This is a genomic window from Microbacterium sp. che218 (assembly GCF_040436305.1).
In the GTDB taxonomy this organism is placed as follows: Bacteria; Actinomycetota; Actinomycetes; order Actinomycetales; family Microbacteriaceae; genus Microbacterium; species Microbacterium algihabitans.
This window is the reverse complement of record NZ_AP031501.1, coordinates 3290035-3304203: the sequence shown is the minus strand read 5'-3', so window position 1 is coordinate 3304203 and position 14169 is coordinate 3290035. Positions and strand designations below refer to the sequence as shown.

The following is a 14169-nucleotide window of genomic DNA, read 5'->3' as shown; positions in this document are numbered from 1 at the left end:
TCTCACTTCCCCGTGCCGAGGTTCTCGGCGAAGGCCTGGATGTCGGATGCCGCGGCCTCGGGCGTCTCGGCACCCTTGGCGACCGACTCCATGACCGTGCCCATGTGCGTCGCGATCTGCGGCCACGTGCTGTTCTGGGGGTAGTTGCGCGCGGTCTGCAGCTGCGTGAAGAAGGCGTCGAGGAGCGGCTGGCTCGCGATCGCCGGGTCCTTCCACGCCGCCTGCACGGCCGGGAGCGAGGCGATGGCGCTGAACTGCGCGACCTGCGTCTCGGGGGCCGCCAGATCGCGGATCACCTTCCACGACGCGTCGGCGTTGTCGCTGTTCGCGAGCACGCCCCAGCTGCCGCCGGCGACGGCTCCGATGCTGCCGCTCGCGCCACCGGGGACGGGCGCGGTGGCGACGTTGGCCGCGGTCCACCCGTCGGTGCCGGCGACGGCGTCGAGCTGACCGATGACCCAGGGGCCGGTGAACATCGACGCGGTCTTGCCCTCGACGAAGTACGGCTGCGCGTCGAGGAATCCCGGGCCCGAGGTGTCGGCCGTGCCCTCGGTGAAGAACGAGGCGTTGTAGCGGATCGCGTCGATCATCTCGGGGGTGTCGAGCGTCCAGGCGCTGCCGTCGGCCGAGAGCAGGTCTCCGCCTGCCTGCCAGACGTACTGCGCGAGGTCCTGGCCGTTGTAGCTGTCCCAGCCGACGTCGGCACCGAGGCCCTTGACCGCACCCGCACTCTGCAGGCCCTTGAGGAACCCCGACAGCTCGCTCCACTGGGTCGGAGCGGTCACGCCCGCCGCCTTCGCGAGGTCGGCGCGGTAGACGAGGGCGTAGGTGTAGGCGTACCACGGCACCGAGTAGGCGACGCCGTCGATGACCCCGGCCTCCCACGATCCGGGGAAGAAGGCGGCAGGGTCGACGAGACCGTCGGGAACGGGCGCGAAGTCGCCCCCGCCGGTGAACTGCGTCTGCGCCTCGGTGTAGACCTGCGCGATGTCGGGGCCGGTGCCCGAGGCGAGTGCCGCTTGCAGCTTGGTGTTGTAGTCGCTCGAGGGGATGAGGGTGATCTCGACGTCGAGATCGGGGTTGGCCGCCTCGAACGGGGCGAGCACCGTTGAGAGCGCCTTGGCGTCTCCGTCGGGGGCCCACAGCTGCACGGTGCCGGTGGCCGGCCCGTCGCCGATCGAGACCGCCGAGGCGGCGGGGGCGGTGTCGGCGCGGCCGCACCCCGCCAGCAGAACGGTGGCGGATGCCACGACGGCGAGGCCGACGCCGGCTTTGCGCGCGGTGGGTAAGGGGAGGAAGGACACGGTGGCTCCGATCTGATTCGTACGCTCGGCTGCTTCGGGGAGGCCGATTAATGCGTAGAAGTAGCGAAATAGGGTGGAGGTGCTCGACTCGAAAGTAGGGACGAGGCGTTTCCGGAGCGTGACACGACCGTGAAGGATAATTTCGGCGGATGTAGCGATATTCGAAACGCCACTGACCTCGGCATCCGGTCGCCCTTCGCGACCCGCAGGACGCGGCCGTCAGCCGATCAGCTCGACCCCGAACTCCGCCACCACGGCGCGCATCTCGACGAGGTAGCGCTGCGCCTGCTCGGTGAGGGGGATGGCCGTGCGACCGATCCAGCCGATCTCGATGCGCTCGTCGACCTCGAGGGGCACGGCGACGATCTCGGGGTCGAGGTCGTCGCTGATGATGCCGGTCGAGATCGTGTAGCCGTCGAGGCCGATCATGAGGTTGAAGATCGTGGCGCGATCCGAGACGCGGATCTCCTGACGGCTCGACAGGGTCGAGAGGATCTCCTCGGCGAAGTAGAACGAGTTGTTCGCACCCTGGTCGAAAGTCAGACGCGGCAGGTCGGCGAGATCGTCGAGACTCGCGCGCTCGCGACCGGCGAGAGGATTGCGCCGCGAGACGAAGATGTGCGGTTCGGCGCGGAAGAGCGGATGGAAGGCGAGTCCCGAGTCCCGCAGCAGCTTGTCGAGCACGTTGCGGTTGAAGTCGTTACGGAAGAGCACGCCGATCTCACTGCGCAGGGTGCGCACGTCTTCGATGATGTCGAAAGTGCGGGTCTCGCGCAGGGAGAACTCGTACTCCGCGGCATCCGTCGCCTTCACCATGCGCACGAACGCGTCGACGACGAACGAGTAGTGCTGCGCCGAAACGCCGAGCAGGCGCCGCGAGGGCGGGCGACCGAGGTAGCGCTGCTCGAGAAGCTCGGCCTGCTCGACGACCTGGCGGGCGTAGCCGAGGAACTCCACACCGTCGACGGTCAGCGTGACCCCCCGCGCGGAGCGGGTGAGCAGGTCACGACCGACGCGCGTCTCGAGGTCGCGCATCGCCGCCGACATCGTGGGTTGCGCGACGAACAGCAGATCGGCGGCCGCGCTGATCGAGCCCTCCGCCGCGACCTCGATGAAGTACTGCAGCTGCTGCAGGGTGATGCCGCTCGACCGCTTAGCCATAGTCGAAGGCTATACCTCCGCATAGTTCAACGGAATTACCCGATGACCCCGCCCGAAGCGCACCATGGGGACACGATCACCGCACGGCCCACCCGGCCCCTCTCGATTGGCTTGACATGGCGAACGACATCACGTTCCGCATCTCCACCACCCGCTTCGACGAGGACTACGCGCCGTCGAGCAGCTCGCGGATCACCACCAACTTCGCCAACCTCGCCCGGGGCGAGCACCGTCAGCAGAACCTGCGCAACGCCCTCGCGATGATCGACCGCCGCGTGAACGATCTCGTCGGCGGCGGCGCGGACACGTACCGCGTCGAGCTCGACATCGTCTCGGCCCACCTGCAGTTCGACGACGACGCCGGAGCCGACCGCGAGTTCCCGCTGCTGGAGGTGCTCGACATCCACGTCGTCGACACCGCCACCGGCGAGCGCCACCAGGGCATCGTCGGCAACAACTTCTCGTCGTACCTGCGCGACTACGACTTCAGCGTGCTGCTGCCGGCGGCCAACGCGGACGGCGGCCCCTTCACCCTGCCCGACGACTTCGGCATCCTGCACGGCAAGCTCTTCCAGCACTTCCTGGGCTCCGCCGCCTACCGCGAGCGCTACACGCAGTCGCCCGTCGTGTGCATCAGCGTCTCGACGAGCCGCACCTACCGCCGCACCGGCGTCGAGCACCCCGTGCTCGGCTTCGAGTACGAGCAGGACAGCTTCAGCCTCACCGACGAGTACTTCGGCAAGATGGGCCTGCAGGTGCGCTACTTCATGCCGCACGGCAGCGTCGCCCCGCTCGCGTTCTACTTCGAGGGCGACCTGCTCGCCGACTACTCCGACCTGCAGCTGGCCGGCACGATCGCCACGATGGAGACGTTCCAGAAGATCTACCGCCCCGAGATCTACAACGCCCATTCCCCCGCCGGCGAGGTCTTCCGTCCGACCCTCGAGCACGACGACTTCACGCGCACCGACATCGCCTACGACCGCGAGGAACGCAGCCGCCTGGGCCTCACGCAGGGGCGGTACACCGAGGAGCACTTCGTGACCCCGCACCGCGCCGTGCTCGACGCCTGGCTCGTCGCCGACGCCCTCCCGACCCGATGACTCCCCCGGAGACCCCCACCGTGAACTCGTTCATCCCCACCGCCCTCGTCGGCAGCCTCCCCAAGCCCTCATGGCTCGCCCGCCCCGAGGTGCTCTGGTCGCCGTGGGAACTCGAGGGCGACACCCTCGCCGAGGGCAAGCGCGACGCCCTGCGCGCCGCCGTGCAGGAGCAGGAGCGCCGCGGCCTCGACATCGTCAGCGACGGCGAGCAGACGCGTCAGCACTTCGTCACGACCTTCATCGAGCACCTCGAGGGCGTCGACTTCGAGAACCGCGAAACGGTGCGCATCCGCGACCGCTACGACGCGAGCGTGCCCACCGTCGTCGGCGCGGTCAGCCGTCGCCGGCCGGTGTTCGTCGCGGATGCCGCTTTCCTTCGGCAGCAGACGGATCGCCCGATCAAGTGGGCCCTTCCCGGCCCGATGACCATGATCGACACCCTCGCCGATCGCCACTACCGCAGCCGAGAGAAGCTCGCCTGGGAGTTCGCGACCATCCTCAACCAGGAGGCCAGGGAGCTCGAGGCGGTGGGCGTCGACATCATCCAGTTCGACGAGCCCGCGTTCAACGTCTTCTTCGACGAGACCAAGGACTGGGGCATCGCCGCCCTCGAGCGCGCGGTCGAGGGCCTGCGCGCCGAGACCGCCGTGCACATCTGCTACGGCTACGGCATCAAGGCCAACACCGACTGGAAGGCCACGCTCGGCGCGGAGTGGCGCCAGTACGAGCAGTCGTTCCCTCTGCTGCAGAGCTCGAGCATCGACATCGTGTCGCTCGAGAGCCACAACTCGCACGTGCCGATCGATGTGATCGAGCTCATCCGCGGCAAGAAGGTCATGCTCGGCGCCGTCGACGTGGCCGGCCACGACATCGAGACGCCCGACGAGGTCGCCGACACCCTGCGGCGCGCCCTGGAGTTCGTCGACGCCGACAAGCTGATCGCGAGCTCGAACTGCGGCATGGCCCCCCTGCCGCGCCAGGTCGCGTTCGACAAGATGAGCGCGCTCTCCGCCGGCGCCCGCATCCTGCGCGACGAACTGGCGCGCGTCCCGGCCTGACGCGCGAGCGGGGTCATCCGTGGCAGAGTCGGTCCATGCCCATCGCTGCCGATGACCCCCGCCTGACCTCCGCCTTCTCCGCGTCGACCGCGCGCTACGACGACGTCCCGTTCGCGCGGGCGGGTGCCAGCGGCATCCGTCTGCCCCGCATCTCGCTCGGTCTGTGGCAGAACTTCGGCAGCGGCCGCACGCTCGACTCGCAGCGCGAGATCCTCCTGCACGCGTTCGACCGCGGGGTCGTGCACGTCGACCTCGCCAACAACTACGGCCCGCCCTACGGCGCCGCCGAGTCGACCTTCGGCACCGTCCTCGACAGCCACCTGCACCCCTACCGCGACGAGCTGTTCCTCTCGACGAAGGCCGGCTACGACATGTGGCCCGGCCCCTACGGCGACGGCGGATCCCGCAAGTACCTGATGCGCTCCCTCGAGCAGAGCCTCACCCGCATGCGCACCGACTACGTCGACGTGTTCTACTCGCACCGCGTCGACCCCGACACGCCCATCGACGAGACGGTCACCGCCCTCGCCGACATCGTGCGCAGCGGCAAGGCGCTCTACGTCGGCATCTCGAACTACCCCGCCGACCTCACCCGCCGCGCGCACGAACTGCTCGCCGCCGAGGGCGTGCGCCTGTTCGTGCACCAGCCGCGGTACTCGCTGTTCGACCGCACGCCCGAGGCCGACCTGTTCCCGACGCTGCGCGACCTCGGCGTCGGCAGCGCGGTGTTCTCGCCGCTCGCTCAGGGTCTGCTGACGGCCAAGTACCTCGACGGCACCGTTCCGGCCGACTCGCGCGCCGCCGACAGCCGCTTCCTCGACGGCAGCGCCCTCACCGACGACTACCTCGAGCGCATCCGCGGCATCGAGGGCGTCGCCCGCGAGGCGGGACTGTCGATCCCGCAACTGGCGGTGGCGTGGGTGCTGCGCGACCCCGTGGTCACCACCGCGATCATCGGCGCCTCGCGTCCGAGCCAGGTCGACGACGCGGTGCACGCGAGCAAGGCCACGCTCTCCGACGACGTGATCGCCGCCCTGGAGCCGTTCGCCGCCCCCGTGGGCGCCGCCGTCCGCTGAGCGCAGGCACATCGCCCGCGGTGACGCAAGCGGCACGGCATCCGCTGCTCGATCGTGTGGGGTGGACACCTCACGACGCGAGCAGAGGAGTCACCATGGGAGTCGGACGTTGGATCGGGACCGGAGCGGTCGCCCTCGCGGGCGCCGTCATCGCCCGCACGGCCATCGGGCGCGCCGCCGCCGCGGGGACCGTCGCCTACCGGGTCTGGAAAGACCCGAAGGTGCAGAAGATCCGCCGCAAGGTGATCGCGAAGATGAGCAAGCAGCGCGGCGACCGCGCGAACACGCGCTGAGTTCTCCCCGCGTTCACGCGACCCTCGTACCCTCCGGGTGAGGAGGTCGACGGATGCCGACGAGCCTGCGGTCCCGCATCGCCGTCGTCGCCGCTGCGACGGCGGCGGTCGCCGTTCTCGGCGGGGGCGTGATGATGTTCGGCCTGATGGCCGACGAGGCGCGCTTCCCGCGCTCCGACCCCGCCTTCGACGCACTCGGCGCGCACGTCGCGTCGATCCCCGGGGTGACGGACGTGCAGAGCGAACGCTGGGTCGAGGCGCCGTTGTTCGTCCAGCCGCACGCGTCCCTCTCGGTGACCGTCTCCGGTGACGACCTCGACGAGGTCTGGCGCCTCGCGTGCTCGTCGGAGTATCCGGATGCCGTGTCGTGGGGTTTCGACGTCGTCACCGTCGCCGACACGCGCGTCTCGTTCGCGGGCGAGGCCGACGGCGGGTGTCCCGACGTCGGGTTCGATCCCGCCCCGGTCGTGACCGAGATCGGCCGACTCGCGCCCGGGGAGAACGTGCAGGCCGCGATCTGGGACGATGCGCGCCTGGGGATCTCGACGATCGACGGCCGCGAGACGGCGGACCGCCTTCTCCCCCTCGTCGCCGGCGCCGACGCGCTGCGGACGGCCGCGGGCGTCGACCCCGGCACTCCCGTGGAGGTGAGCGGCCCGCAGCTGGGCGTCGTCGTCGGCCCCGGCGAGGCACAGCGCTACCACGACCTCCTCACCCGGCTCATCGACACCTATGGAGCGACGGCGCTCCACCTCGGCGGGGGCGGGACGCCCATCGACGGGATCGAGAAGGTGCAGCTCGCCGCCCCCGCCGAACACCACGCGGCGATCGAACGCGAGATCGCCGCCTCGGGGCTCCCGATCGCCGACCTGGCGGTGGCGTTCCTCTCCTGATCGAGTGTCCGGTCGACCCGATCAGCGGCGCGCGGTCTCCTCACCGAGCGGGAGCGGCGACAGGGGCTTCGTCTCGGCGAAGGCGAACGTGGTGTCGATCGAGGCCAGCGACGGGATCGCACGCAGGTGCTCGCGCAGCAGACGCTCGTACTCGGCGAAGCTCGGCGTGACGATCCGCACGAGGTAGTCCCAGTCACCCGCCAGCAGGTGCGCCTCGACGATGTGCGGGATCGCGCGCAGACGCTGCTCCACGGCATCCACCGTCGCGCCCTCGTGCGTCGCCAGGCGCAGTCGCACGAACGCGGTGATGCTCAGCCCGACGACCTTCGGGGCGACGACGGCACGGTAGCCCTCGATGACCCCCTGCTGTTCGAGGTGGCGCACGCGCCGCAGGCACGGCGAGGGCGAGAGGCCGACACGATCCGCGAGCTCTTGGTTCGTGAGACGCCCGTTCTGCTGCAATTCGTGCAAGATCCGCTTGTCGATGCCATCAACACTCGTCATCGGGCAGATTCTGCCAAGACCGACGATTCCCGGGCAACTTTCGCAATCGGCTGCCACCGGCGAATCCCTACGCTCAGCGGGTGACCACGTTCGCCTTGCCGCGCCACCCCGCGCTCGCTCGCTCCACCGTGATCGGCCTCGCTGCCGTGGCCGCGGTCGTCGCGCTCTGGTCGTCGTTCGCCCTGTCGGCTCGAGCCCTCGAGGGAGCCGGACTGACGATGGCGGATGCCGCGATCGTGCGGTTCGCGGTGCCCGCGCTCGTGCTGTCGCCCTGGATCCCCCGCACGCTTCGCGCTCTTCGCCGGGAGCGGGCGCTCATCGTCACGCTGGTCCTGCTCGCCGGACTCCCCCACTACCTGCTGTTCGCGTGGGGCGCCCACCTCACCTCCGCCGCGTTGACCGGCCTGCTGGTGCCCGGGACGGTGCCCCTCTTCGTCACGCTCCTGCTCTTCGCGCGCAGCCGGCGCGGCATCCCCCGCCGTCGAGCCCTCGCCCTCGCTGCCATCGTCGCGGGCGTCGCCGCCAGCGCGGTCTTCACCGGCGGATCGGCCGGCCCCGGCGGCATCGCCGTGCTGCTGGCCGCGGGGTTCGTGTGGGCGGCCTACACGGTCGGACTCGCTCGCACGCGCCTCGACCCCGTCGGGGTGATCGTCGTCGTCTCGCTCGGTTCACTCCTCGGCGCCGCCGTGCTCGCCGCGACCGGCGCCCTGCCGTCGCACCTGTTCTCGGGCTCCCTCGACCTGGGGGCCCTCGGCGGCTACGCCCTCGTGCAGGGCATCGGGACCGGCCTGCTCTCGACCGCCTGCTACGTCGTCGCCGTGAAGAACCTCGGCAGCAGCATCCCCGCTGCGGCCGGCGCACTCAGCCTCGTGCTCACGGCGGTGGTGGCGGTCCCTCTGCTCGGCGAGCCGATCACCGCGGGTCTCGCCCTCGCCCTGGCCCTCATCGTGTCGGGCGTCGCCGTCTTCGCACTCACCCCAACGGCATCCGTTTCCCCTTCCGCTCCGAATGAGGTGTGAGGCCTCGTCACGCGTGCGCGACGGCCGGAGACGAGGGATTGCCATGACCACCGACACCACGGCGAAGACCGACCGGAAGACGTCGGTGCGCCGCCCCCACGCCTGGATCTGGGCCGCACTCGCCGGAATCGTATCGGCGGCAGCACTGCTCGCCGTCGCCGAGGCCCTCGCGGCACTGGTCGCCCGCTCGGCGAGCCCGATCCTCGCGGTCGGCTCGTTCATCGTCGACATCGTCCCGCGCCCCCTGAAAGAACTCGCGATCACGCTGTTCGGCGAGAGCGACAAGATCGCGCTGCTCGCCGGCGTCGGGCTCGGCGCCGCGGTGGCGGCCGCCGTCGCCGGCGTTCTTGAATACCGCTTCCGCTTCGTCGGGGTCGTCCTGCTCGGCATCGGCGGAATCCTCGCCACCGCCGCAATCGTCACGCGCACCGGCGCCGGCGCCCTCAGCTGGCTCCCCCCGATCGTCGGCACCATCGCCGGCGTCCTCGTGCTGATGCTGGCCATGGTCCGCCTGCGTCGCTGGGTCGCGGCCGCCACCGCGCAGAACGTCGAGGCCACGGGCACCGACCGTCGCCACTTCCTCCTCTTCACCGGACTCACCGCCGTCGGTGCCGTCGTCGTCGGCGTCGGGGCACGTGTGCTGAACGCGGCGACCTCGTCCGTCGCCGCCGCTCGCGACGCCCTTCGCCTGCCTGCCGCGCGGTCGACGGTCACGGTCCCCGACGACGCCAACTGGCAGATCGACGGCCTCAGCCCGATCATCACCCCCAACGCCGACTTCTACCGCGTCGACACCGCGCTGAGCGTTCCCAACGTCGACCCCACCACGTGGCGCCTGTCGATCGACGGAATGGTCGACAACCCCATCGAGCTCAGCTTCGACGACCTCGTCAACATGGGTCTCGACGAATACGGCGTGACCCTCACGTGCGTGTCGAACGAGGTCGGCGGAGACCTCGTCGGCAACGCGATCTGGACGGGGCTGCCGATCCGCGACGTGCTGCGGATGGCGGGCGTGCAGGCGGATGCCGACATGGTGCTCTCCGAGAGCGTGGACGGCTTCACGGCATCCACTCCCCTGTCTTCGCTCACCGACGACAACCTCGACGCGATCTTCGCGGTGGCCATGAACGGCGAACCGCTGCCCTTCGAGCACGGATTCCCCGTGCGCATGGTCGTTCCGGGACTGTACGGCTACGTCTCGGCGACGAAGTGGGTCACCAAGCTCACCGTCACGCGCTTCGACAAGGACGAGGCGTACTGGACCCCTCGCGGGTACGCCGCGCAGGCGCCGATCAAGATGTCGTCGCGCGTGGACACCCCCAAGATCGGCACGCCGATCGCCGCCGGACCCGTGGTCGTGGCCGGAATGGCCTGGGCCCAGCCGGTCGGCGTCGAAAAGGTCGAGGTCAGCATCGACAACGGCGAGTGGCAGCAGACGCAGCTCTCGACGCCCATCAACGCCCAGTCGTGGGTGCAGTGGAAGTTCGACTGGACCGCCGAGGCCGGCACGCACTACATTGCGGTCCGCGCGACCGACGCGCAGGGCAACGTGCAGATCCAGGACCAGGCGCCCATCGCCCCCGACGGCTCGAGCGGCTGGCAGCGCACACTCGTCACCGTCTCGTGACACGGGAGCGGACCGGTTCGGCGAATGTCAATCGCTGTCGGTCCGCCCCTCCCGGGGGCCATGATCGACGCATGGCTTCAGCGAGTATCCCGACCCGCGCCCGCGCCGTCCGATGAGCAGCGTGCCCGAAGAACCCCCGACTCCGCCCGTCGCGCCCGGGGTCGATACGGCGCACCCCTTGACGAGCATCCGACGCTCGATCCCCCAGGACTGGGACGATCAGGTCGACCTCTTCGCGATCGTCAAGCTCGACAGCGGCGGGTTCGTCCGCGGCTGGAACCTCGGTGCGGAGCGCATCAAGGGCTACAGCGAAGACGAGATCCTCGGATCGCATTTCTCGCGCTTCTACCGTGAAGAAGACCGCCGACGCGGGGTGCCCGACTCGCTGCTGGCCGCCGCACAACGCGACGGCCACGTCGAAGACACCGGCTGGCGCCTGCGCAGCGACGGCTCCGAGTTCTGGGCCCGCGTCACGATCTCGGCGATCCGCAGCGACCAGGGCCAGGTGCTCGGGTTCGTCAAGATCGTGCGCGACCTGACCGGCGAGAAGCAGGCCGCCGACGAGCGGATCGCCCTGCAGCGCACCTTCGCCCACGATCTGCTCTCCCCCGTGACCGCGCTGCGCGGCTACCTCGACCTCATCGGCGAGGAGATCGGCGACGACAATCGCCTGCTGCAGCGGGCGGGCGAGGCGAGCGACCACATCGTCGCGATGGCCGAGGCGCTCATGGCCAACGTCAACCCGGAGTCGGCGCGCGGTCGCCACCGCGCCACCATGGATCTCATCGCCCGGGGTGCCGTCACGCTGGTCCTCCCGGGAGCCGCGTCCGAGCGCGTCGTCTACGCGCAGATGGATCCCATTCCCGTCTGCGGCGACGTGCTGGGCCTGCGCCGCGCCATCGCGAACGTGCTCGAGAACGCGGCCAAGTACTCCGACCACGAGATCGAGATCGCGGTGTTCGAGACCGACGAGGGCGCTGCCGTGCGCGTGCGCGACACCGGCCGCGGCATCCATCCCGACGACCTCTCGGTGATCACCAACGACGGCGAACGCGGCCGCTACGCCGTGAAGGGCGACGGCGGTCAGGGCATCGGACTCGCCAGCGTGCAACGCGTGGCCAACGCCCACGGCGGCCGACTGCGCCTCGTCAGCGCACCCGGCGAGGGCACCACGGTGACCCTCTCGATCCCCCGCGTCGACGACGACGACCCGACCGGGTGCGTGTAGTCGAACTCACTCCGCCGAGCGGGTCAGCCGTGCACCGGCTGCCTCGAGCTCGGCGAGAGCGGTGGCGCTCGAGTCGGGGTGCACCCCCGCGATCAGGTCGGTGAACACGCGCACCCCGCGACCGGCCGCCAGCGCGTCGAGGGTCGAGGCGCGCACGCAGTAGTCGGTCGCGATCCCCACCAGATCGATGTCGCGGATGCCGTGGGCCTCGAGGATCTGCGCGGCGGTCTCTCCCTCGTCGGACACTCCCTCGAAGAGCGAGTAGGCGGGCTTGCCCTGCCCCTTCTTGAGGTGGTGCGTGACCCGCGAGGTGTCGAAGAACTCGTCGTAGTCGGCGCCAGGGGTGCCACCGACGCAGTGCACGGGCCACGAGTCGACGAAGTCGGGGGTCGACGAGAAGTGCCCGCCGTTGTCATCGTCGCCGTGATGCCAGTCGCGCGAGGCGACGATCACGGAGTACTCCCCCGCGTGTCGCTCGAGGAAGCGCGAGATGCGCTCGGCGACCGCGTCCCCTCCCTCGACGCCCAAGGCGCCGTGCTCGGTGAAGTCGTTCTGGACATCGACGATGAACAGGGCCCGGGTCATGCCTCGAGCCTAGGCGCGTCGGCATCCGCCCGCTCCTGCCGACCGAGCTTCGAGGGCCACCAGATGCGTCGACCGAGGTCGTACGCGAGGGCGGGCACGAGCAACGAGCGCACCACGAAGGTGTCGAGCAGCACGCCGAAGGCGACGATGAAGGCGATCTGCGCGAGGAAGAGGATCGGGATGACGCCGAGGGCCGCGAACGTGGCCGCCAGCACGAGCCCCGCCGAGGTGATGACGCCGCCGGTGGCGACCAGACCGCGCAGGATGCCCGCGCGGGTGCCGTGCGCGAGCGACTCCTCCCGCACGCGCGACATCAGGAAGATGTTGTAATCCACCCCGAGTGCGACGAGGAAGACGAAGCCGTACAGGGGGACGGCGGGATCGGCGCCCGGGAAGCCGAAGACGCCGTCGAAGACGAGGGCGCTGATCCCGAGGGCGGCGCCGAACGACACCACCACCGTTCCCATCAGCAGCAGCGGGGCCACGATCGAGCGCAGCAGCGCCATCAGGATGAGCAGGATCACCACGAGGACGACCGGGATGATCAGCGAACGGTCGCGGATCGACGTGTCAATGGAGTCGATGTCGGTGGCCGTGACGCCGCCGACCAGGGCCGTGCCCTCGCCGAGCCGGTCGGTGAGATCGACGCGCAGCTGCCGCACGGCCTCGTCTGCGGCGGGCGAATCCGCGGTGTCCGAGAGCGTCGCCGCGAGCAGCACGTCGCCGTTCGAGACGGCGGGCGCGGGGGCGGGCGTGCCGGGAGGGCCGAACGCCGTGGTCTGCAGGGCGCCGTCGACGACGCTCACCGGCGACTGACCGCCGGGCGCGTCGCCGCTGAGCACGGCCACGGCGTCGACGCCCGTCGCTCCGTCGAGCACCTCGACGGCCTGAGCCGCCTGCGCTTCGGGGACCAGCACGTACGCGGGGCTTCCCGACCCGCCCGGGAAGTGCTCGGCGAGCGCGGCCTGGCCGTCACGCGCCTCGGACGCCCCCAGCACCAGGTCGCTCGCGGGCACGCCGTCGGCGCGGAGCTGCGTCACCCCGACGCACGCGGCCAGGAGCACGAGCATGCACACGATCCAGACCGGGCGGGCCCGGCGCGCGACGAAACGCGCCTGCCGCGGCCACAGGCCCTTAGCGGGCTGCGTGAGGTCGGCGGGCAGGGCGGTGGTGCCCGGCTTGGGCAGGAAGGGCCAGAACGCCGCGCGACCCACCAGGGCGAGCAGGGCCGGAAGGAAGGTCAGCGCCGACAGCACCGCGAAGGCGATGCCGATCGAGGCGATCGGGCCGAGGGCCCGGTTGGTCGCCAGATCCGACAGGAGCAGGCAGAGCAGGCCCGCGATGACCGTGCCACCCGAGGCCAGGATGGGCTCGAACGCTCCGCGCCAGGCCCGGGTCGTGGCATCCCACCTCTTGCGACCTTCGCCGATCGCCTCGCGGAACCGTGCGGTGTAAAGCAGTGCGTAGTCGGTTGCGGCACCGATCACGAGGATGAACAGGATGCCCTGGACCTGGCCGTTGAGCACGACGATGCCCGCGTAGGCGAGCCACCAGACGGTCAACAGCGCCACGCACAGCGCGAAGACCGAGGTCAGCAGCACGAGCACCGGCAGCAGCGGCGACCGGTAGACGATCACGAGGATGACGAAGACCGCGATCAACGCGACACCGAGCAGCAGTCCGTCGATGCCGAGGAACCCCTTGGCGAGATCGGCGGTGAAGCCGGCGGGGCCCGTGACCCACGCGTCGACACCGGCGGGCGCCTCGGCGGACACCTTCTCGCGCACCTGCTCGACGACGTCGCGCACCTCGCCGGAGCTGTCGATGGGCACGAAGATCTGCGCGGCCTGCCCGTCGTCCGAGACCACGGGTGGCGACGCCTCTCCGCTGACGCCGTCGAGACCTGCGATGTCGGTGGCGAGGGTCTGCAGGTCGGTCACCTGCTCATCGCTCAGGGCAGTGCCGTCGGCGGATGAGGCCACGACGATGGCCGGAATCGTGTCACTGCCGACGAAGTCGGTCAGGCGCTCGCTCACCCGGGTGGCATCCGCCGACTGGGGAAGGAACGACGACTGGTCGTTGGTGGCGACCTGGTCGACCTTGCCGAAGAACGGTCCGCCGATCGAGCCGCCCACCACCCACAGGAGCACGAGAAGGCTCGGGATGCCGACGCGAAGCCAGCGCGACACCGTCGGTCGATCGTCGAGTCGGCGTGAACGGCGGCGAGTGGGCGCGGGAGCGTCGGGCATATCGCTAGCTTATCTAGCAATATAGTTCGTTCGTCAAGTCCGGCCTCCGCACGCCGCGCGTGAGCC

The 14169-nt window shown here is 70.3% G+C and carries 13 protein-coding genes; 8 read left to right on the top strand and 5 right to left on the bottom strand.

The genetic code is table 11. The features are described 5' to 3' along the window. Positions 1 to 2: 2 nt before the first annotated feature. Positions 3 to 1304 carry an extracellular solute-binding protein gene (locus ABXS86_RS15560; RefSeq protein ID WP_353665057.1) on the bottom strand — a complete coding sequence of 434 codons (1302 nt, stop codon included), beginning with the start codon at positions 1302 to 1304 and terminating at the stop codon, positions 3 to 5. Between the two features lie 219 nt (positions 1305 to 1523). Continuing rightward, a complete protein-coding gene (locus ABXS86_RS15555; RefSeq protein ID WP_307213052.1) occupies positions 1524 to 2465 on the bottom strand; it encodes a LysR family transcriptional regulator in 942 nt (313 codons plus the stop codon). 116 nt (positions 2466 to 2581) lie between these two features. Between ABXS86_RS15555 and ABXS86_RS15550 the strand changes: the two genes are divergently transcribed. The 5 genes from ABXS86_RS15550 (at position 2582) to ABXS86_RS15530 (ending at position 6888) form a co-directional block, all read left to right on the top strand. Next, positions 2582 to 3568 (top strand): putative oxygenase MesX, encoded by a 987-nt coding sequence (locus ABXS86_RS15550; RefSeq protein WP_353665056.1) that lies wholly within the window; start codon positions 2582 to 2584, stop codon positions 3566 to 3568. A gap of 20 nt (positions 3569 to 3588) precedes the next feature. Next, on the top strand, positions 3589 to 4626 hold the full coding sequence (locus tag ABXS86_RS15545; protein WP_307213055.1) for a methionine synthase: 1038 nt from the start codon (positions 3589 to 3591) through the stop codon (positions 4624 to 4626). 35 nt (positions 4627 to 4661) lie between these two features. Beyond that, entirely contained in the window at positions 4662 to 5702 is a 1041-nt protein-coding gene (locus ABXS86_RS15540) for an aldo/keto reductase (protein ID WP_353665055.1), read from the top strand. A gap of 95 nt (positions 5703 to 5797) precedes the next feature. Beyond that, the gene (locus ABXS86_RS15535) at positions 5798 to 5995 is read left to right on the top strand and encodes a hypothetical protein (RefSeq protein ID WP_353665054.1); all 198 of its coding nucleotides are present in this window, start codon (positions 5798 to 5800) and stop codon (positions 5993 to 5995) included. Positions 5996 to 6048: 53 nt separating this feature from the next. Continuing rightward, entirely contained in the window at positions 6049 to 6888 is an 840-nt protein-coding gene (locus ABXS86_RS15530; protein WP_353665053.1) for a hypothetical protein, read from the top strand. Positions 6889 to 6909: 21 nt separating this feature from the next. Here the strand turns inward: ABXS86_RS15530 and ABXS86_RS15525 are convergent, their stop codons facing one another. Beyond that, positions 6910 to 7392: an Lrp/AsnC family transcriptional regulator gene (locus ABXS86_RS15525; RefSeq protein WP_353665052.1), complete on the bottom strand. Its 483-nt coding sequence runs from the start codon at positions 7390 to 7392 to the stop codon at positions 6910 to 6912. A gap of 80 nt (positions 7393 to 7472) precedes the next feature. On the opposite strand from ABXS86_RS15525, the gene ABXS86_RS15520 reads away from it, so the two are divergent. The 3 genes from ABXS86_RS15520 to ABXS86_RS15510 all read left to right on the top strand — a co-directional run bounded on the left by ABXS86_RS15520 (position 7473) and on the right by ABXS86_RS15510 (position 11269). Then, positions 7473 to 8411, top strand: a complete 939-nt coding sequence (locus ABXS86_RS15520; protein ID WP_353665051.1) for a DMT family transporter — start codon at positions 7473 to 7475, stop codon at positions 8409 to 8411. Positions 8412 to 8454: 43 nt separating this feature from the next. Continuing rightward, entirely contained in the window at positions 8455 to 10041 is a 1587-nt protein-coding gene (locus tag ABXS86_RS15515; protein WP_353665050.1) for a molybdopterin-dependent oxidoreductase, read from the top strand. Between the two features lie 112 nt (positions 10042 to 10153). Next, a complete protein-coding gene (locus tag ABXS86_RS15510) occupies positions 10154 to 11269 on the top strand; it encodes an ATP-binding protein (RefSeq protein ID WP_373459182.1) in 1116 nt (371 codons plus the stop codon). 6 nt (positions 11270 to 11275) lie between these two features. On the opposite strand, the gene ABXS86_RS15505 is transcribed toward ABXS86_RS15510, so the two are convergent. Further along, the gene (locus ABXS86_RS15505; RefSeq protein ID WP_307213071.1) at positions 11276 to 11854 is read right to left on the bottom strand and encodes an isochorismatase family protein; all 579 of its coding nucleotides are present in this window, start codon (positions 11852 to 11854) and stop codon (positions 11276 to 11278) included. Beyond that, positions 11851 to 14103: an MMPL family transporter gene (locus tag ABXS86_RS15500; protein WP_307213073.1), complete on the bottom strand. Its 2253-nt coding sequence runs from the start codon at positions 14101 to 14103 to the stop codon at positions 11851 to 11853. The genes ABXS86_RS15505 and ABXS86_RS15500 overlap by 4 nt, the downstream gene beginning before the upstream one ends. Positions 14104 to 14169 lie beyond the last annotated feature (66 nt).

What these genes read in the sequence shown, in the direction of transcription:
- ABXS86_RS15555 (WP_307213052.1), bottom strand. Translation starts at nt 2,465, where the DNA reads ATGGCTAAGCGGTCGAGCGGCATCACCCTGCAGCAGCTGCAGTACTTC.
- ABXS86_RS15550 (WP_353665056.1), top strand. Translation starts at nt 2,582, where the DNA reads ATGGCGAACGACATCACGTTCCGCATCTCCACCACCCGCTTCGACGAG.
- ABXS86_RS15540 (WP_353665055.1), top strand. Translation starts at nt 4,662, where the DNA reads ATGCCCATCGCTGCCGATGACCCCCGCCTGACCTCCGCCTTCTCCGCG.
- ABXS86_RS15535 (WP_353665054.1), top strand. Translation starts at nt 5,798, where the DNA reads ATGGGAGTCGGACGTTGGATCGGGACCGGAGCGGTCGCCCTCGCGGGC.
- ABXS86_RS15530 (WP_353665053.1), top strand. Translation starts at nt 6,049, where the DNA reads ATGCCGACGAGCCTGCGGTCCCGCATCGCCGTCGTCGCCGCTGCGACG.
- ABXS86_RS15525 (WP_353665052.1), bottom strand. Translation starts at nt 7,392, where the DNA reads ATGACGAGTGTTGATGGCATCGACAAGCGGATCTTGCACGAATTGCAG.
- ABXS86_RS15515 (WP_353665050.1), top strand. Translation starts at nt 8,455, where the DNA reads ATGACCACCGACACCACGGCGAAGACCGACCGGAAGACGTCGGTGCGC.
- ABXS86_RS15510 (WP_373459182.1), top strand. Translation starts at nt 10,154, where the DNA reads ATGAGCAGCGTGCCCGAAGAACCCCCGACTCCGCCCGTCGCGCCCGGG.
- ABXS86_RS15505 (WP_307213071.1), bottom strand. Translation starts at nt 11,854, where the DNA reads ATGACCCGGGCCCTGTTCATCGTCGATGTCCAGAACGACTTCACCGAG.
- ABXS86_RS15500 (WP_307213073.1), bottom strand. Translation starts at nt 14,103, where the DNA reads ATGCCCGACGCTCCCGCGCCCACTCGCCGCCGTTCACGCCGACTCGAC.